This window comes from Catenovulum agarivorans YM01 (assembly GCF_000281085.1).
In the GTDB taxonomy this organism is placed as follows: domain Bacteria; phylum Pseudomonadota; class Gammaproteobacteria; order Enterobacterales; family Alteromonadaceae; genus Catenovulum; species Catenovulum agarivorans.
Genome location: NZ_JH767529.1, coordinates 19,979 through 39,777, shown reverse-complemented (window position 1 = coordinate 39,777; position 19,799 = coordinate 19,979). Strand labels below are relative to the sequence as shown.

Genomic DNA, 19,799 nt, shown 5'->3' with positions numbered 1-19,799 from the left:
TTTGCTGCTTATTTCTTATGGTTAAACTTTTCTCCGCGTCAAATAAAAAAAACACTAAACAACCCAAAGCTATTGAAGTGACTATTGATGGTATTAACCATCAAGGGCATGGTGTTGCCCGCCATCAAGGCAAAGTCTGTTTTGTTGAAGGTGCTTTGCCAGGCGAAACATGGAAGGCTAAAGTGCTTGAAGACAAAAAATACTTTATTCAAGCACAGGGTATTAAATGTTTAACTGAATCAACAGCTAGGCAAACCCCTCCGTGCCAATGGGCGGAAACTTGTGGTGGTTGCCAGTTGCAACATATGCAGCCGCAAGCACAAATAGCGGCTAAACAAACATTTGTTGAAGGTTTATTTAGCAAAGTTAAATTGCACAACTTGCCTTGGCAACGCAACTTACAAGCAGACGACCTGCATTATCGCAATAGAGTGCGTCTAGCTGCTTGGTATGAAGGTAAACAAGATAAATTACATATCGGCTTGCGGCAAAAACGCAGTAAAAAGCTAGTCGCGGTTGATAAATGTTTATTAGCGGCTCAACCATTTGAAAAAATTCTACCAGCTTTACATGGCCAACTTGATAGCCTGATTGATAAAAAACAGATTCAACATGTTGAGCTTCATCAAAATAGCGAGCAATCAATTATTCTACTGCGTATTGCCGAGCCTTTTTCACAAGCTGATTTACACCAATTAAAACAATTTTCACAGCAATATGCTTGTGTATTTTATTTGCAAACTGGTTCTATGCCCGCCTTGCCTTTAGATGGTGCAACAAGGGAACTTAGTTACCCAATTATGGGTCTAATCATGCACTTTCAGTTAGCTGATTTTATTCAAGTTAATCATCAAATGAATCAGCAAATGGTGGAACAAGCAATTAACTGGTTAGCAGTACAATCTCAAGACAAGGTGCTCGATTTATTCAGTGGCAGTGGCAATTTCTCTTTGCCAATTAGCCAAGTATCCCATTCTGTCTCCGGTTTTGAAGGCAGTGAATCTGCTGTTGCTCGCGCGCAGCAAAACGCAGAATTTAATCAAATTCACAATTGCCAGTTTATCGCAAAAAATTTAGCTGACGAAACAGAGCTTAAACAGATTAATTGGGGGGACTATGATAAAATTCTGCTCGATCCTTCCAGAGATGGCGCAGTATTAGCATGTCAACAGGCAAAAAACTGGCAAGCTGATTCAGTTTTGTATATTGCTTGTGATGCAAATTCACTGGTGAGAGACAGCCAATTTTTATATGATGCTGGTTATCAAATCGACAAAATAGCTCTGGTGGACATGTTTCCACATACAGCACATGTAGAAACAATGGCTTTGTTTAAACGAGTTTAACGGTAGTTATTATGGTTTCAGTACGGCAATCGCACGATAAAGATAATAAATTTTTAGCGTTTTCAGAATGGATAGACTCGATTGAGTTTTCTGAAGAAACGCGCAAACACGCGGTTGAAACTTGTTACCCATTATTAGAAGAGCTTGATCCTAGCCCTTTGATGTTAAGTATTTCACGTGAACTGGTTGAAATACTCTCTACTTTAAACATGGACGGCGAAACGCTAGTTGCTGCCATGTTATATCCTTATTGGCAGCGCAAGCTCATTAGCGAACAAGCCATTGTTTCCACCTTCTCAAAAACCGTCTATGACCTAGTTCATGGTATTGAGCAAATGGCGGCTATCCGTATTTTACATCACCAAAAACGCGGTGAATTGTCAGCCGAACAAGTGGACAATATTCGCCGTATGTTGTTAGCCATGGTGGAAGATGTACGCGCTGTGGTAATTAAATTAGCCGTGTGTATTATCGAATTGCGCTTAGCCAAAAATGCTGATGAAGAAACCCGTGTATTAGCAGCTAAAGAGGCTGCGACCATTTATGCGCCGTTAGCCAATAGGTTAGGTATAGGTCAAATTAAGTGGGAAATTGAGGATTATTGTTTTCGTTATCAACATCCTGAAATGTATATGAAAATTGCCAGTATGTTGGACGAAAAACGTAAAGACAGAGCCAGTTATATTCGCCAATTTGTCCGTGAAGTGCGTGAAGCGTTAGCGGAACACAACATTAAAGGCGAAGTGTTTGGTCGACCTAAACATATTTATAGCATCTATAAAAAGATGCAAAATAAAGATTTATCTTTTGAGCGCTTATTTGATATCCGTGCTGTCCGTATTTTATTAGACAGCAAATTAGACTGTTATCAAGCTATGGGTATAGTGCATAGTAAATGGCGACCACTTTCAAAAGAGTTTGATGACTATATTTCTGCACCAAAACCCAATGGCTATCAGTCTATTCATACTGTTGTTATAGGTCCAAAAGGCAAGCCAGTAGAGGTGCAAATTCGTACCCATCAAATGCATGAAGAGTCAGAATTGGGTGTTGCCGCACATTGGCGCTATAAAGAAGGCACTGCCAATGGCAAAGAAGACGGTTACCAAGAAAAAATAAACTGGTTACGTAAATTACTACAATGGCAAGAAGATGTTAACGGCAATGGTGATATGCTCGAGGAGCTGCGTAGCCAAGTGTTTGAAGACAGGGTGTATGTCTTCACACCTAAAGGTGATGTAGTCGACTTACCACAAGGTAGTACACCTTTAGATTTTGCTTATTACATTCACAGTAATGTTGGCCATTGCTGCATAGGCGCAAAAATATCTGGTCGTATTGTGCCGTTTAGTTATGTTTTACAAAATGGCGATCAAATTGAAATTCTAACAGGTAAAGAACCTAACCCTAAACGAGATTGGCTAAATCCAAGTTTAGGTTATCTCAAGTCGAGCCGGGCACGCGCTAAAGCGCATCATTGGTTTAAACAGCAAGATAAAGAAAAGAATTTACATGAAGGTCGAGAATTACTCGAAGCTGAATTAAAACGTTCAGGTTTAACGCTAACTGATGTCGAACCTGCAATCAGCCGTTTTAACATGCACAGTTTAGACGATTTGCTTGCAGCAGTTGGTGGTGGTGATGTTAACCCGAGCCAAATTATTAACTTTATTCAAAGTAAACAGCAAAAAGCCAAAAACGATATTGATGAACGTTTATTGAGCAAACTTGAAGCCGCGCGGCCTCGTGAAGCAAATGCCCAAGGCATAATAGTGCAAGGTGTAGGTAACTTATTAACTTATATGGCGAAATGCTGTGAACCAGTAAAAGGCGACGTGGTTTCTGGTTATATTACTCATGGTAAAGGTGTGTCGGTACATAGAAGCGATTGTGATCAACTTGCACAAATGTTAGAGCAACACCCTGAGCGAGCGGTCGATGTTGAATGGGGTGGCTCAGATTCACAGGGTTATCGTGTAACAGTACGGGTTATTGCCGAAGATAGATCGGGTCTATTGCGTGATATCACAACCATTCTGGCCAACGAAAAAGCTTATGTATTGGGGGTGCGTAGCCATTCGGATGAAAGCAAACAAGAAGCAGCAATTGATATAGACATGTCGGTTCCGCATGTAGACAGCTTAACCAAGTTATTATCAAAGGTTAGCCAATTACCAGGCATCTTCGAAGCAACACGGTTAAAATCTTAATGCACAAAGACTTTTATAATATTGAAGATCTACAAGCTATTATGCAGGCACTACGTACACCAGAAACGGGTTGTCCTTGGGATCTTAAGCAGACATTTGCATCTATTGTGTCGCACACATTAGAAGAGGCATATGAAGTTGCCGACACAATAGAAAGGCAAGATTATGCTGAGCTTAAATATGAACTAGGCGATTTACTCTTTCAGGTGATCTTTTATAGTCAGCTTGGCAAAGAGCAAGCTTTGTTTGATTTTCCTCAAGTGGTAGATGGTATTTGTAAAAAGTTAGTTCGCCGTCATCCGCATGTATTTGCTGATGCCAATTTAGCAACAGATGCTGAAATAAAAGCAAACTGGGAAAAAGAAAAAGCCAAAGAGCGCGCTGAAAAATCATCAAGTAACCACAACAGCGTATTAGATGATGTACCGAATAATTTACCTGCATTATCACGTGCCAATAAACTGCAAAAACGTTGTGCGACAGTCGGTTTTGACTGGCCGGAAATAACCCAAACTATCGCCAAAGTAAAAGAAGAAATTGCAGAATTAGAAGTTGAGATTGCTGCTAAACAACAAGAAAAAGCCGCAGAAGAACTCGGTGATTTAATGTTTGCTTTGGTAAATGTTAATCGTCAATTAAAACTTGACCCTGAAACAACTTTGCGCAAAGCCAATCAAAAGTTTGAAAAGCGTTTCCGCCAAGTTGAAATACTCGCACAAGAGCTTTTCCAACAACCAGTAGATGAATTGACTTTGGAACAAATGGAAAGTTTATGGCAAAAGGTGAAACAGACTAATTAATCTTTTGATTTAATAGATATTTTCAACTATTGTTATTCCACAAGTTTCATCTTTTAGGGAAAGCCAGTGCCAAGACTCAATACCTTGATTTTTATCGCTGTATTTTTAGCTATTAGCTACAAAATTATCGAACCTATGTTGTTTGAAGAAACTAAAGAAAAAGAAAAAAAAGATAAACAACAGCAAGAGCAAGCAGTTTCGAACTCACCTTCAGTTAAAGTTGATCCTAAGCTGATGTATATCCAAGAGCGTTTGTCTGAGGGCATGCCGAAACTCTATTCATGGCAACGTTTATTGCATTTAAACGATGCAGAGCAAGATGAACCATTTGAGCGTTATGCGGACGAATGGTTAGATGCTAATCCACAACAATTGTTTAAATATGCCTTTGCTGGCAAAAAAGCGGTTACTGACGGCTCAATTCAGCAAAAAATCCTTTATCGGGTTGTAAAAGTTTACCCTGAACATTATGTGCAGTTGTTAGGTGAATTGTTACCTGCGGACTTTGTTAGAAAGTTAGATCTTCATTTAGCTTTAGGTTTATATCAATTAAACTCGGCATCAGCGACCGCCAATATACTTGAGTTAGCTGAGTTTCAGCGTTTACCCAATGAAGTTGCAGATGAGTTTATTGGTAAAATATTTAATCAAGATTACCTTGCCGCCAAAGCTTGGTTTGAACAAATGCCAGCTTTTAACCAAGTTGAAGTTTATGTTGATTATGTTGACGAGCGTGACAAACAATATCAACAAGAATTGGAACAAAGCCAAGCAGCTAACTGATATAAATTGCAGTGGTTTGTGACACTTTTATGTAAATCATCGTCTATGCTTAAAGTTACTGAATAATAATTTTAAGCATTTATGATTTTTACCAATTGGATTAGTGCAACAGTTTTAACCTTATTATTTCTAGTAAGCGCAGCTTCGGTGCGAAACCTTGCTCCTGGCAATAATAGTCGAATCCGCCGTGTTGCTTTTTTCTGTTTATCTTATCTATTCGCAGTTGCAGGTTATCATTTAGCGATTGGCCTTGAACTTGAAACTTCTACTGCTATTGATACAACAGAGAATCTAAGCTTTTTACTTGGTTGGTTAACCATAGTCGAAATTTTCTCAATTCTAGTTTTTAAGCTTGTCCTTCCTAAACTCGGCCATAATTTACCTTCGTTGGTGACAGAACTATTTTTAGGCATTTCTATCATCATTTTGTTGATAGTGACGCTGAAAAATTTTGATGTCGATACTACAAGTATTGCAGCAACTTCAGCGGTAATTACTGCAATTCTTGCGATAGGTTTACAAGCAACTTTGGGCAATGTAATTGGTGGTTTGGCACTGCAATTGGATAGGTCAATTCGCATTGGTGATTGGATCCAACTTGAAAATGGCAAACAGGGGCGAGTACAAGAAATACGCTGGCGACACACTGTATTAGAAACACGTGATTGGGATACGCTAATTGTGCCTAATTCATCATTGTTAGCGGCGAATATTATGATTTTGGGTAAACGTGAAGGGGAATCTCGTCAGCATAGAATGTGGGTGTATTTTGCTGTCGATTTTAGGTTTAACCCTTCGTTTGTTATCGAGACGGTTGAAAAAGCCATTCAAGCGCCACCTATTATTCCAAATATGTCGCCTTTCCCCAAGCCTAACTGTATTTGTTACGACTTTGCCAAAGAGCATCATAACAGTTATGCCATATACGCTATTCGCTATTGGTTAACCGATTTACTGGAAGACGACCCAACCAACTCTTTAGTACGCCGACGTCTATATGCAGCATTGCAGCGCGCTAAAATTCCTATGGCGATCCCAGCCGCGCAAATTTTTGTTGAAAAAGACAACAACGAAAGGCGCGAGCGCAAAGCGCGCAGTGAAATGGAAAATCGTATTGATGCGTTAAAACAAGTTGAGTTTTTAAATGCATTAACCGCCAAAGAATATGCGCAACTTGCTAAGAGCTTACAGCCAGTGCTGTACTCTAAAGGGGAAAACATCATGGTGCAAAATGATAAAGCCCATTGGTTGTATATTATGACTGAAGGTGAGGTTGAAGTTTGGGTGAGTGTTCGTGGGCACAAACGCAAAGTAACTGAAATGTCGGCTCCAACCTTTTATGGTGAAATGGGTTTAATGACGGGTGAGCCGCGCAGTGCAACTGTTGTGGCTGTTTCTGATGTTAAGTGTTATCGCTTGTTCCGCGATGCATTTCAAAAAGTATTGCATGACAGGCCAGCTATGGCGGAGGAAATTTCTTCTATTTTGGCGGCGCGTGAAGTTGAAACTCAGTCGGTTAAAGAGCAGTTGGATGAGGAGTCGCATAATGAGCGGGTTACTCAGGCATCTGTACACATGTTAGATAAAATTACCTCGTTTTTTGGCTTAACTGACTATAGGGATTATGAGTAGATACAAAAGTGCGATTTAATCCGGTGGCATGGAAAGGAAGTTATATGGGGAATTACTCACAAAAGCGCTTCAAGCCCGTCCGTGGGTCGCTCGCAAAAGATATCCCTATCTTTTGAAGTTTTGTTCGCAACACACCCATATACCTTCTAGACAATTTACGTACTGTATTGTTTCAGCAGCCATTGCAAAGCTAGAGAATGGCTACTCGAATGCTGATTTTCTAAAACTTCGTAAAACAGGGACGTTTTACGAGAGCGACATTTAATCCAGACGCCCTAAGCTTTTTTAACAAATTCAGACTTAAGCATCATCTGCCCAATGCCATCAATTTTACAATCAATGTTATGGTCGCCATCCACCAAGCGATTAATTTTTACTTTAGTGCCAATTTTCGCAACAGACGATGAGCCTTTAACTTTTAAATCCTTAATTAAAGTAACTTGGTCGCCATCTTGCAAAACATTGCCATGTACATCTTTAACCACTAAACCTTCTTCAGTAACAGGATCAGAATCTGACCATTCATGCGCGCACTCTGGGCAAATATATAAAGATTGATCTTGGTAAGTGTATTCAGAGCCGCACTTAGGGCAAGCTGGTAAAGTATCTGACATAAAAAATCCTAAAACAATTAAAGCTAAGTGCTCAGAATTGGCACCAATAAATTAAACTCTGGAAAATAAAAATGGCGTTGTGATTTTTAATCAACAACGCCATCAAAACTACAATAATCAGCCAACTTTGGGCTAATTATAAAATTTATTCAGCAGCGGCTTCGCGTGCCTCACAGGCTTGTAACGTATTAGAAATAAGCGTCGCAACTGTCATAGGGCCAACACCACCTGGTACAGGGGTAATAAAACTTGCTTTGTCAGCAGCTACAGAATACTCAACGTCACCGACTAATTTGCCCGTGCTTAAACGGTTTATACCTACATCTATCACTAATGCACCTGGTTTAATCCAATCACCTGGAATAAATTCAGGTTTACCAACAGCAACTACTAATAAATCGGCACGGCGTACATGGCTTTCTAAATCTTTAGTGAATCTATGCGTTACAGTAGTAGTGCAACCTGCAAGCAATAACTCTAATGCCATAGGGCGGCCAACAATATTAGATGCACCAACAATTACAGCCTCCATACCAGTTACATCTTGGCCAGTGCTTTCAATTAATTTGGTGATACCAAATGGTGTGCAAGGACGTAAAACAGGGATGCGCTGCGCCAAACGACCAATGTTGTATGGGTGGAAACCATCAACGTCTTTTTCAGGTGCAATACGCTCGATAACTTGGGTGGCATCTAAACCTGCAGGAAGAGGGAGTTGCACCAAAATGCCGTCAATTTCATCATCTTGATTTAATTGGTCAACTTTAGCTAATAATTCTTCTTGAGTGGTGGTTGCAGGTAAGTCGTATGATTTACTAACAAAACCAACATGTTCACAAGCGTTGCGTTTGTTTGCTACGTATACTTGTGAAGCCGGATCAGCACCTACTAAAATAACTGCTAAACCCGGTGCTCTTTTACCGGCGGCAATACGAGCGTCCACTGCTTCTTTTACTTCTGCTCGTATGTTTAAAGCGATACTTTTACCGTCAATTATTTGCGCTGTCATTGATTGCCTATCTCTGTCTATTTATCTGCGCGTATTGTCGCATGAAATTTAAGATTAATCAGCTTGTTGTTTTAACAAATATAAAAAGTCTAAAGCTTGCCTTGGTGTCATACTATCTGGGTCGCAGTCAGCCATCATTTCTGCCAACGGATGTTTGGCGGTTAACCAATCCACTTGGCTGTTGCTTGATGATGCTGTATTGGCATCTGCACCGGCTTGCAAAGCAGGTTTGTTTTCAAGCTCATGCAACTTAGTTTTTGCTTGATGAATCACATTTTTTGGCACACCTGCAAGTGACGCAACTTGTAATCCAAATGAGCGATTGGCCGCGCCTTCTTGCACTGCATGCATAAAGGTAATGCTGTCACCATGTTCAATGGCATCTAAATGCACATTAGCAACTGTCGGCAGTTGCTCGGTTAATTGAGTCATTTCAAAATAGTGGGTGGCGAATAAAGTAAAAGCTTTTAGTTTACGCGCTAGGTTATCGGCACATGCCCAAGCGAGGGATAAACCATCGTACGTGCTGGTACCACGGCCTATTTCATCCATTAATACTAAGCTGTATTCTGTTGCATTGTTGAGGATATTGGCCGTTTCTGTCATCTCCACCATAAAAGTAGAGCGACCACTGGCGAGATCGTCAGAAGCACCAATACGGGTAAATATTCTATCAATAGGTCCAACAACCACTTGATCAGCAGGCACAAAACTACCTATGTAAGCCATCAAAGCAATTAATGCAGTTTGGCGCATATAAGTTGATTTACCACCCATGTTTGGCCCAGTAATGACTAACATTCGGCGTTGTTCGTTTAACTCAACAGGATTAGCGATAAAAGGCTCTGACGATAAAACTTCAACAACTGGGTGGCGGCCACCACTTATGTGGATACCCGCTTTGTCACTGAATTGTGGTCGACAATAATTGAGTGTTTCGGCGCGTTCAGCTAAGTTATTTAACACATCTAACCGCGCAATTAAATCAGAGGTGTTTTGCAGTGCACTGACTTGCGGCGCAAAAATATCAAACAACTGCTCGTACAATTGTTTTTCAAGCGCGAGTGCTTTGCTTTGTGCGGTTAATACTTTGTCTTCTAACTCTTTAAGCTCAGGGGTAATAAAACGCTCTGCGTTTTTAAGTGTTTGTCTGCGGGTATATTCAACCGGTGCTTGTGCTGCTTGTGCGCGGCTAATCTCAATAAAAAAGCCATGAACCTTGTTATAGCCAACTTTTAATGTATTTAAGCCTGTGCGCTCACGTTCACGAATTTCAATTTGTTCTAAAATACTTTGTGCACCTGCACTTAATCTACGCAATTCATCTAATTCAGAATTATAACCTTCGGCTAATACACCACCGTCACGCACAACTACAGGTGGATTTTCAACAATTGCGCGGTTTAATAATTCAGCTAACTCATCAAATGCCTGTATTTGTTTGCTGTATTCTTGCAATCTGTCTTCGCCTGAATCGGCTAATAAAAACTGAATATCAGGCACTATGGTTAATGCATTACGTAAACGTGAAAAATCACGCGGGCGCGCTGAGCGCAACGCAATACGCGAAATAATGCGCTCTATATCACCGACTTGTTTGAGTTGATGTCTAAGCTCAGTATAAACCCCAGAATTTAAAATGCTTTCAATCACATCTTGGCGTTGATTTAAGCGAGTTAAATCGCGAATTGGATGGACTATCCAGCGTTGTAATAAACGGCTGGCCATAGGTGTGGCAGTTTGATCGAGTACTGACAATAAACTTTGCCCACGCGCACCAGACAAACTTTGGCTGAGTTCTAAATTGCGAATTGAAATTGCATCTAAAAATAAGTTATCTGATAAACGAATAACTTTTAAACCACGTAAATGTGGTACCGCAGCTTTTTGTGTATCTTTTACATATTGCAAAATAGCGCCTGCAGCACCAACAGCTGCATGTTTGTCACTAATGCCAAAACCGGATAAATCTTTGGTATTGAATTGTTTAGTTAGCTGGCGAAACGCTGTGTCTGCTTCAAAGTCCCATTCTGGGCGGCGTTTACTCGCGGTCACTTCATCTAACAAAGTTAAGTTGGCAAAGTTGTCTGGGTACAATAATTCGGCTGGGCGCGTTTGTTGCAAAAAGGCTTGTAAAGCTTCAGATGAATCTAATTCAGCAACTTCAAAACGGCCTGAAGTAATGTCTAAAGTAGCAACACCAAACATCAATTGTTTTTGTCTAGGTGATTGCACTTCACACAAGGCCATTAAAATATTATCGCGGCGTTCATCTAATAAAGATTCTTCAGTAATGGTAGCTGGGGTTAATACCCGCACAACTTGACGTTCAACAGGGCCTTTGCTGGTGGCAGGATCGCCAATTTGTTCACAAATAGCAACCGATTCACCCAAAGCGACTAGTTTTGCTAAATAGGTGTCTACTGCATGATAAGGCACACCCGACATTGGAATGGGTTTGCCTGCAGTTTTGCCTCTATGGGTGAGTGAGATATCTATTAATTCTGATGCTTTTTTTGCATCATCAAAGAAGAGTTCGTAAAAGTCACCCATACGATAAAACACTAAGATGTCTTTATACTCTGCTTTTATTTTTAAGTATTGTTGCATCATAGGAGTGTGTTGCTGTTCGTTGGTATTTGAATTTGTTGCGTTTTTGCTCATTTTACACTTTTAAATATATGATATTTAACTTGGGCTCGGGGTAACAAGTTAGCTAATACTCTGATTGTTAAACCGAGTCCAGGTTATTGAGTGGCGTTTTATTCAATATAGGGTAACAAAGCTATGATTAAACCTCTATGAGTATGATTAACGCTTAATAAAAATTTACTAGCGATATCGAATCAAGGCTTTATTTCATTAAAGGTTGGTTGATATTCAACTTGGTATTTAAGCCATGCGGTCACTATGGTAAATTTCCGCAAATAAAATGCATTTCAAGTTTTCTATCAATTTTTTTAGGATGATTTATCAATGGCTAAAGCCAAAGCAGTAACCAGCAAAAACAAAAAAACTACTAACTTTGAAGAAACTCTATGGGATAGTGCAAACAAGCTGCGTGGCAGTGTTGAATCATCAGAATATAAACACATAGTTTTAAGCTTAATCTTCTTAAAATTTATCAGCGATAAGTTTGATAAACAGCGTGAAAAGCTAGTTAATGAAGGTATGGGCGACTTTTTAGATATGGTCGAGTTTTATACCAAAGACAATGTGTTTTACCTGCCTGAAGAAGCGCGTTGGTCTTATATTCAGGTGCAAGCCAAGCAAGACGATATTGCTCTTAAAATTGACAGTGCACTGCATATAGTTGAAAAAAATAATAAAGCGCTAAAAGGCGCACTGCCAGATAATTACTTTTCACGTTTAGGTTTAGAACCCAGCAAACTCGCAGCCCTAATTGACACCATTAACAATATAGATACTGCCGCCAACGATTGTAATATGACAGAAGAAGATTTAGTCGGTCGGGTGTATGAATATTTTTTAGGTAAATTTGCTGCTAACGAAGGCAAAGGTGGTGGCGAATTTTATACGCCTAAAGCTGTGGTTAGTTTAATCAGTGAAATGCTAGAACCTTACAAAGGCAAAATATACGATCCCTGCTGTGGTTCGGGCGGTATGTTTGTACAATCGTTAAAGTTTATTGATAGCCACAAAGGTAACCGTAAAGACATCTCCATTTATGGGCAAGAATACACCACCACAACATATAAACTGGCGAAAATGAACTTAGCGGTACGCGGTATAGCGGGTAATTTAGGAGAAGTGGCGGGCGACAGCTTTTTTAAAGACCAACACCCAGATTTAAAAGCCGACTACATTATGGCAAACCCACCCTTTAACCAAAAACAATGGCGTGTCGATAATGAACTGGTAGACGACTCAAGATGGTCTGGTTACCCCATTCCACCCACTGGCAATGCCAACTATGCCTGGATTTTACATATGATCTCCAAGCTAAGTGCCAACGGCACCGCAGGTTTTGTATTGGCGAATGGTTCAATGAGCTCAAATACCAGTGGTGAAGGGGATATTCGGCAAAAAATTATCGAAAACGATTTAGTTGAATGCATGATAGCCCTGCCGGGACAATTGTTTTACACCACACAAATTCCAGTGTGTTTATGGTTTATCAGCAAAAATAAACAACAAGATATTAAACGTGGTTATCGCAACCGCCAAGGTGAAACCTTGTTTATTGATGCGCGTGATATGGGCAGCATGATAAGCCGGGTACATAAAGAACTCACCACAGACGATATTGCCAAAATTGCCAATACTTTTCATGCGTGGCGACAAAACCCAGAAACGATTGAACAAGCTTTAAGTACAGAGCACGACAATCTGGTTGATGAACATAAACAGCTTGAAACTTACCAAGATATAGCCGGTTTTTGTAAATCAGCAAGATTAGAAGATATTAAAAATAACGACTATGTACTTACCCCTGGCCGTTATGTTGGCGCTGCGGCAATTGAAGATGATGGCATTCCGTTTGAAGAAAAAATGCGTGAACTTAGCCAAACTTTGTATAGCCAAATGGAGCAAGCCGAAGAGCTGGATAAAGCGATTCGCAAGAACTTGGAGGTATTGGGTTATGGGGTTTAAACATGAAGTTACATTAGGACAAATTGCGCTTGAGGCAGTTGATGGTCCTTTTGGTTCTAATTTACCTGCATCAGCCTATGTTTCAGAAGGGATTCCTGTAATTCGAGGAAGTAACTTATCTCTCGGCCAAGAGCAATTTAAAGATTCTGAATTTGTTTACATATCAGAAGCTACATTTAAAAAACTAAAGCGTAGTGAATGTATTGCTGGTGATATCTTATTTACTAAGAAAGGGACGTTGGGGCAAACAGGCATAATTCCCCAAAAGCACAGATATAGTAGGTTTCTTCTATCGTCTAATCAGATGAGATTGCGTGTTAATGAAGAGAAAGCAATACCAGAGTATGTTTATTATTTCGTCTCTTCCGCAAATTCGATAGAAAAAATCAAAAGAGAGTCTGAGTCAACAGGTGTTCCTAAAATCAATTTGGAGTACCTGAAAAATTTTCGTATTTACCTACCACCTTTAGAATCACAGTCGAAAATTGTTAATGTACTGCAATCATTAGACAATAAAATTAAGCTAAATCGCCAAACTAATCAAATCCTAGAACATATGGCACAAGCTTTATTTAAAAGCTGGTTTGTTGATTTTGATCCTGTGATTGATAACGCTCTGGCCGCTGGGAATAAGCTACCGGATGAACTAGCTGCAAGAGTGGCAGTGCGTCAACGCTCTCACAAATTACCAAACTACAAACCACTGCCCGCTGATATTCAAAAGCTATTCCCTAACGAATTTGAACATACCGATGATCCGGCTATAGGTATTGAAGGCTGGATTCCTAAGGGGTGGAAAGTATCGACGACAGGTGATGAATTTGAAGTAAAAGGTGGATCTACGCCAAGCACTAACAACCCCGAATTTTGGGATGGTGGTGATATATGCTGGACATCACCTAAAGACTTATCTGGAAATGAAAGCAAAATCCTTTTGGATACTAGCAGAAAAATTACTGAGGCAGGTTTAAAAAAAATTACTTCAGGTTTACTACCGGTAAATACGGTATTAATGTCTTCGAGAGCACCTGTTGGTTATTTGGCTTTCGCGAAAATTCCAGTCGCTATAAACCAAGGCTATATCGCCTTGTTATGTGAAAAAACATTATCGCCAGAGTACACGGTTCAGTTTCTGGATTCTATTATGGATGAAATTAAAGGTATTTCTGGTGGTACTACATTTGCAGAAATCAGCAAAAAAACGTTTAGAAGTATTAAACTAATTGTCCCCTCAAAGCCTGCAATAGATGCTTTTACATCAGTTACTAAAGCAAATTATGACAAGATTACTGAAAATATAAAACAAACTAATTCGCTAGCTGAAACTAGAGATTATTTATTGCCAAAATTAATCACAGGTGAAGTTATATTGGAAGGTATTTGTCATGAATGAAAATGCGTTAAGGCTTCCATTGAGCACCAGAGCAATCGTTGGTAATGAAGAGGCTGTTCATTTAATTGAGCAAAAAGAGCGCCTTGAATCAGCACTTCTTCAAAATGATGCTCCATTATCTCTGGATTTGTCTAAGGCCTTTTTAGAGACAATTTTTAAAACAATTATTAATGATCGTGTAGCTCACGCAAATACCAACATAGAATTTGGTCCACTATTTCGCTTAGTTAAAGGCAACTTAGCTTTGAGTGAAAATGGCGACATTAACAATCTTTTGGGGTTGTTAGCTGGACAAATCGTGAATGTGACGGGGCAATTAAGGAATCGATATGGCGCAGCCTCTCATGGTGATGACGGTTATCATACTAATCCAATTACAATGACTGAAGCTGAGTTCATTGCTTCTTCTGTGGATGGTTTAGCTTCATGTATTTATAAAAAGCATAAAGAAACTTTAGAACCTGAGGTGGCTTATAGGTTGCGATATGATGATTATCCAGAGTTTAACGATTGGTTAGATGAGCAATTTGATGGTTACAACCTGCCTTTAGGAAACGGAAATATCATTCAATTTACAGCAAGCCAGATGGTATTTCAGCATGACATAGAAGGTTATCGTGAAATGTTAGTCCAATACTCATCTACCGAGGAAGAGGAGGGAGAGGACAATGACGCTTGATATTCGGGGTAGCAAAAAAACAACAAGGATCAGTGATAATCGCTTTGTGGTATTTGAAGAGCTCATTTCAAATGCTATAGATTCGTACCTGATCAGAAAAGATGCTGATGAAAATATTCCTGCATTAAAAATACGCTTCGATATCGAATTGTATGCAATTGATTTGGTATCAGACGATCAAATTGGCTTAAAAGTGACTTGTGAAGATAACGGAGCTGGGCTTGGTGAAAATCAAGTTAAAGCTTTCGTAACCAAAGATTCTACATTCAAAGATGACCTTAAAATTAAAGGTATTGGTAAGTGTTTTGGTTCTGGTCGTGTCCAGTACTTTCACTTTTTTGACAACTTAAACATTAAAAGCGTTTTTGATGCAGGTGGTACTTTTAAGCTTCGAACTCTTGATGTAGCAAGTAACACTAAGGAAATATCAGAGGCATCGTTTAAGTTAGAAGACACGTCAAATAATGAAATTAAAACATTGGTCTCTTTGACCGGGCTGTCTGAACAAGCTAATAAAAAGCATTTTTGGTCTAAAAACTTACCTGATGAGTTTTCTGCTACAAACCTTAAACATCATGTTTTTATAACGTTTCTTCAAAGGCTAATAACGCTTAAAGAAGTTATTGGCGATTTCAGCATCGAGTTGTGTACTACGTTATTTGGGGAACAGCAGCCTGTGCAACAAATCACAGCACATGATTTACCTCAAAAGTTGCCTGTACCTGACATTCCCATTGTGTGTGGTCATGGCAACGATGGAATAAATGGAGAACTTAAACTTTCTATCAGCACATATGAATTTTCTGAAGGCGAGTTTGCCTGGTTTGAGCATGATGTTGCGCTTTGTGCTAATTCGTCAATCGTAAAATCGTTGACCAAAACATTCTTAAAAGTCCCAAAAGATCGTAAGAGTTCAATAAACGGGAAGTTTTATTTAGTTTTAATTGAGAGCGATTATCTGGAACAGAATGTAAATGTTAGACGGGATAATTTTGATATCCCAGTTTCATGCAGCGGTAATGTCGAATTAATGTCTTCAGGCCCATCAATGCAAGATATTATCGAATCTGTAGAGGATTATGTGTTAGATCTATTAGCTCCTACCGATTTTGACAGAGATGCTTTGATCAAGGAAACAGGAACTAAATTTGGTATTTCTGCCAAGATGCTTACTGATACAAGGGTAAAAGTTAAATACGGTGACTCTGCCGATGACATTGCTAAACGAGTATTAAAAAAATACCAAGAAGAAATAGTTGATGATACTTCAGCGCTTTTTGATTTAAAGCAGGAATTACTAAAGCTAGACCCTCGAAAAGATGACTTTAGGGATAAAGTTAACGAAATGTCTTGGAAGTACACTTCTACCATTCAAAAGATGGACATGGCAAATCTTTCGCAACTTGTCGTTAGACGTTCATCGATGATTGAAATTTTAAATTGTGCTGTCAAAAAGTTACTGTGTGTTCAATCTGGAGAAGGCAGAAAAGAAAACGAAAAAATAATTCATAGTATCTTTTTCCCTACAGGAAAAGATAGCAACGATAAAATAGATCATGATATTTGGATACTCAATGAAGAGTATCACTACTTTGAACATATAGCTTCTGATAAGCCTCTTTCTACAATTCCTTGGAACGACAAAGAAAGCTTATTTGAACCAGATATTGATGCTGCACTTGCTGAGGTATTTCAAAAAAACGAGAGTGAAAACCAGCTAAAAAGGCCAGATATTGCGATTTTTAATCAAGAAGGAGCTGCGATTATCATTGAGTTTAAAGCGCCTGGTGTATCGATGGATAACTATATGGGTGACTTGATGGAATATGCTCACCTGTTGGCAGCGAAATCAAAAGGTCGAATTAAAAAGTTTTACGGTTACCTTATTGGCGATACCGTTAAACCATTGCGTCTTAAAGGATACAAAAAATTTCCAAGCGATAAAGGTTGGTTTAGTACTGACTCACTAGAAGATCCTGTGACTGGCAAGTCATATGGGGAGCTATATTCTGAAATTTTGTTTTATCAAGATTTTGTAGATAGGGCGGAACAACGGCTTAAGATTTATAAAGAAAAGTTAGGGCTTAGCTAATAATAACGATAATGGAGCATAAATCTCAAAAAATTTTAAATGCCTAAAGTGAAAAAATCACTTAAAAGTTGATTTATTTACTCTATTTGTTTAATTTTAACTTAATTAAAACGATTTTTTATGGATAACTGATTATGTTACTCCGTTTTTCCGTTGAAAATTTTAAGTCTTTTAAACAAAGGGCTGAGTTTTCAATGTTGCCAAGCCGGGTTAAAAGTCACCCGGCGCATGTAATTCGTGCAAAAAATGCTAAAGACATCAGCGTATTAAAATCTTCAATTATTTATGGTGCCAATGCCTCGGGTAAATCTAATCTGATTAAGGCAATGCGCCACGCGCAGGCTATGGTGGTTGAAGGTTCCAAGCTGGGTAAAAACTTACCTTACGAGCCTTTCCGCTTAGATGAAACCTGTGCAACCCAACCCACTCGCTTTGAGTTTGAAATTAAAAGTGGTAAACAAAATTATGCTTATGGTTTTAGTGCCGACCATAAAACTATTTATGAAGAGTGGCTGTTCGAAATAAATAAAAGCGGCGAAACACCCGTATTTGAGCGCTCATTACACAATAACCAAAGCCAGTTTGATTTTGGCCCGTTAAAATTTAACTCAAAAGAAGATGAGCAGTTTTTGCAGTTTACCGCCAAAGGTACACCGGCAAATCGCCTGTTTCTGGCTGAATGTTACGAGCGCAATGTATTAACTAACTTAAGTTATTTAACTGCGTTTGTGGATGTGAGTTACTGGTTTCATGAAAAGCTTAATATTGTATTTCCTAACTCTAAATATCATGGCTTAGAAATGCAGTTGCATGTAGGCAATGATAATGCCGATATGCTGGCGAAAATACTCAACGAGTTTGACACAGGCATAGCCGGTTTATCACTTAAGGAAATTGATTTTTCAAAAGAAATACCTGATATTCCCACTTCAGTTAAACAAGATATTCTGCAACAAATTGATGAAAAAGAAGCGATTTTTGTCGCCGGACCACGTAATACCCGTTATCAGTTTGTAAGAGATCAAACCGGTCAAGTAAAAGCATTTAAACTGATGACTAAGCATGTTGGTGCTGATGGCAAAGATGTATTTTTTGATATTTTTCAGGAATCAGACGGTACACAAAGGTTATTAGATATTGCACCTGGGTTATTAGATATTTTCTCTAAAGATAAGGTGTACATCATAGATGAAATTGATCGTAGCTTGCACAGCGAGATTACCACTTCATTGCTGAATACTTTTTTAGCTTTAACTTGTGATGTGCAAAGCCAATTGATTGTAACCACTCATGAGTCAAATTTATTGAATTTGGATATGATCCGCCGTGATGAGGTTTGGTTTACCCAAAAAGATAAACAAGGCGCAACCAGTTTATATTCGCTGGAAGAGTTTCAGCCAAGATTTGATAACGATATCCGTAAAGGTTATTTAGTTGGCCGCTTTGGTGGTGTGCCTGTTATTAAAGATTTGTTTTCTGATTTTAAGGCAAACCTCTTAGCTGAAAGGAATCCGGCATGACATCACCTTTAGCGCTATTTACTAGTGAAGATGGCAAAATTCGGCTGCAACTTAAATTAGAGCAAGATCAGAGCGGTGAACCGACGCTGTGGTTAACGCAAAAACAAATCGCTGAGCTTTATGAAAAGTCATCTCCCACTATTAATGAACATTTAAAAAATATTTATGCTGAGGGTGAATTAGAGCCAGATTCAACTATTCGGAAATTCCGAATAGTTGCCCGCGAGGGCGCGCGAGACGTGGAAAGGTTGCTTGACCATTATAATCTTGAAGCCGTTTTAGCTGTTGGTTATCGGGTTCGTTCTAACCGGGGTACTCAGTTCAGGAAGTGGGCAACTCAGATATTAAAAGAATATCTGATAAAAGGCTTTGCGATGGACGATGAGCGGCTTAAAAATCCAGATAAAGATTTATCAGCCGATTATTTTGATGAGTTGCTTGAACGCATTCGCGATATTCGCGCATCTGAGCGACGTTTTTATCAAAAAATTACCGATATTTATGCCACTGCAACTGACTACAATTCGCAAGCACAGATTAGCCAGCAATTTTTTGCCTCAGTACAAAACAAATTACACTGGGCGATTCATGGCAATACGGCGGCAGAACTTATTGTTAAGCGGGCTGATAGCTCACAACCCAATATGGGGTTAACCAATTGGTCTGGTAAACAAGTTCGCAAGCAAGATGTGTCGGTGGCGAAAAATTATTTAACCAATGAAGAGCTAACGGCGCTTAATCGAATTGTCACTATGTATTTAGATTATGCTGAAAATCAGGCAAGTAAACGCCGAGCGGTTACTATGCAAGAGTGGGCAGATAAGCTAGATGCGTTTTTACAATTTAATGAGCATGATATTTTGCAGGGGGCAGGCTCGGTTTCGCACGAAGTGGCTAAAAAGCTGGCTGAAACTCAATATCAAAGTTTTGCCGACCAGCGCAGAATTGATAAAGCCAAAGAAATGAGCGACTTTGATGCTTTTATTGAGAATACTAAATCGCTAAGCAAAAAATAATCTTCTATTTTTAAATATACAAAACGCTTAATATGCTTGAGAGTGACTGATACACTAAAACAGCATAAATTTATAATAATCAGGATGTTGA

Annotated in this window: 14 protein-coding genes; 11 read left to right on the top strand and 3 right to left on the bottom strand. The window is 39.2% G+C overall.

Features of this window, described 5'->3' with window-relative positions:
• Nucleotides 1-17: 17 nt before the first annotated feature.
• From rlmD to WSC_RS22695, 5 genes are all read left to right on the top strand, one after another.
• Nucleotides 18-1,346 (top strand): 23S rRNA (uracil(1939)-C(5))-methyltransferase RlmD, encoded by a 1,329-nt coding sequence (gene rlmD / locus WSC_RS0112460; RefSeq protein WP_016956270.1) that lies wholly within the window; start codon nucleotides 18-20, stop codon nucleotides 1,344-1,346.
• Nucleotides 1,347-1,357: 11 nt separating this feature from the next.
• A complete protein-coding gene (gene relA, locus WSC_RS0112455) occupies nucleotides 1,358-3,556 on the top strand; it encodes a GTP diphosphokinase (RefSeq protein ID WP_016956269.1) in 2,199 nt (732 codons plus the stop codon).
• Complete coding sequence (mazG, locus tag WSC_RS0112450; RefSeq protein WP_016956268.1) at nucleotides 3,556-4,356, top strand: nucleoside triphosphate pyrophosphohydrolase; 801 nt, start codon at nucleotides 3,556-3,558, stop codon at nucleotides 4,354-4,356. The genes relA and mazG overlap by 1 nt, the downstream gene beginning before the upstream one ends.
• Nucleotides 4,357-4,422: 66 nt before the next feature.
• Entirely contained in the window at nucleotides 4,423-5,139 is a 717-nt protein-coding gene (locus tag WSC_RS0112445; RefSeq protein WP_016956267.1) for a hypothetical protein, read from the top strand.
• Between the two features lie 147 nt (nucleotides 5,140-5,286).
• Nucleotides 5,287-6,771: a mechanosensitive ion channel family protein gene (locus WSC_RS22695; RefSeq protein ID WP_169315475.1), complete on the top strand. Its 1,485-nt coding sequence runs from the start codon at nucleotides 5,287-5,289 to the stop codon at nucleotides 6,769-6,771.
• 275 nt (nucleotides 6,772-7,046) lie between these two features.
• On the opposite strand, the gene WSC_RS0112435 is transcribed toward WSC_RS22695, so the two are convergent.
• From WSC_RS0112435 to mutS, 3 genes are all read right to left on the bottom strand, one after another.
• Nucleotides 7,047-7,385 (bottom strand): zinc ribbon domain-containing protein YjdM, encoded by a 339-nt coding sequence (locus tag WSC_RS0112435; RefSeq protein ID WP_016956265.1) that lies wholly within the window; start codon nucleotides 7,383-7,385, stop codon nucleotides 7,047-7,049.
• Between the two features lie 145 nt (nucleotides 7,386-7,530).
• Nucleotides 7,531-8,394 (bottom strand): bifunctional methylenetetrahydrofolate dehydrogenase/methenyltetrahydrofolate cyclohydrolase FolD, encoded by an 864-nt coding sequence (folD, locus tag WSC_RS0112430; RefSeq protein WP_016956264.1) that lies wholly within the window; start codon nucleotides 8,392-8,394, stop codon nucleotides 7,531-7,533.
• Between the two features lie 54 nt (nucleotides 8,395-8,448).
• Entirely contained in the window at nucleotides 8,449-11,058 is a 2,610-nt protein-coding gene (gene mutS / locus WSC_RS0112425) for a DNA mismatch repair protein MutS (protein WP_016956263.1), read from the bottom strand.
• 312 nt (nucleotides 11,059-11,370) lie between these two features.
• Between mutS and WSC_RS0112420 the strand changes: the two genes are divergently transcribed.
• The 6 genes from WSC_RS0112420 to WSC_RS0112395 all read left to right on the top strand — a co-directional run bounded on the left by WSC_RS0112420 (nucleotide 11,371) and on the right by WSC_RS0112395 (nucleotide 19,708).
• The gene (locus WSC_RS0112420) at nucleotides 11,371-13,008 is read left to right on the top strand and encodes a type I restriction-modification system subunit M (protein WP_016956262.1); all 1,638 of its coding nucleotides are present in this window, start codon (nucleotides 11,371-11,373) and stop codon (nucleotides 13,006-13,008) included.
• Nucleotides 12,998-14,401 carry a restriction endonuclease subunit S gene (locus WSC_RS0112415; RefSeq protein WP_016956261.1) on the top strand — a complete coding sequence of 468 codons (1,404 nt, stop codon included), beginning with the start codon at nucleotides 12,998-13,000 and terminating at the stop codon, nucleotides 14,399-14,401. The genes WSC_RS0112420 and WSC_RS0112415 overlap by 11 nt, the downstream gene beginning before the upstream one ends.
• Nucleotides 14,394-15,080: an abortive infection family protein gene (locus tag WSC_RS0112410; RefSeq protein WP_016956260.1), complete on the top strand. Its 687-nt coding sequence runs from the start codon at nucleotides 14,394-14,396 to the stop codon at nucleotides 15,078-15,080. Before WSC_RS0112415 ends, WSC_RS0112410 begins: the two co-directional genes overlap by 8 nt.
• Nucleotides 15,070-17,172: a hypothetical protein gene (locus tag WSC_RS0112405; protein WP_016956259.1), complete on the top strand. Its 2,103-nt coding sequence runs from the start codon at nucleotides 15,070-15,072 to the stop codon at nucleotides 17,170-17,172. Before WSC_RS0112410 ends, WSC_RS0112405 begins: the two co-directional genes overlap by 11 nt.
• 134 nt (nucleotides 17,173-17,306) lie before the next feature.
• The gene (locus tag WSC_RS0112400) at nucleotides 17,307-18,692 is read left to right on the top strand and encodes an AAA family ATPase (RefSeq protein WP_016956258.1); all 1,386 of its coding nucleotides are present in this window, start codon (nucleotides 17,307-17,309) and stop codon (nucleotides 18,690-18,692) included.
• Nucleotides 18,689-19,708, top strand: a complete 1,020-nt coding sequence (locus tag WSC_RS0112395) for a virulence RhuM family protein (protein ID WP_016956257.1) — start codon at nucleotides 18,689-18,691, stop codon at nucleotides 19,706-19,708. The genes WSC_RS0112400 and WSC_RS0112395 overlap by 4 nt, the downstream gene beginning before the upstream one ends.
• The last annotated feature ends 91 nt before the right edge of the window (nucleotides 19,709-19,799 follow it).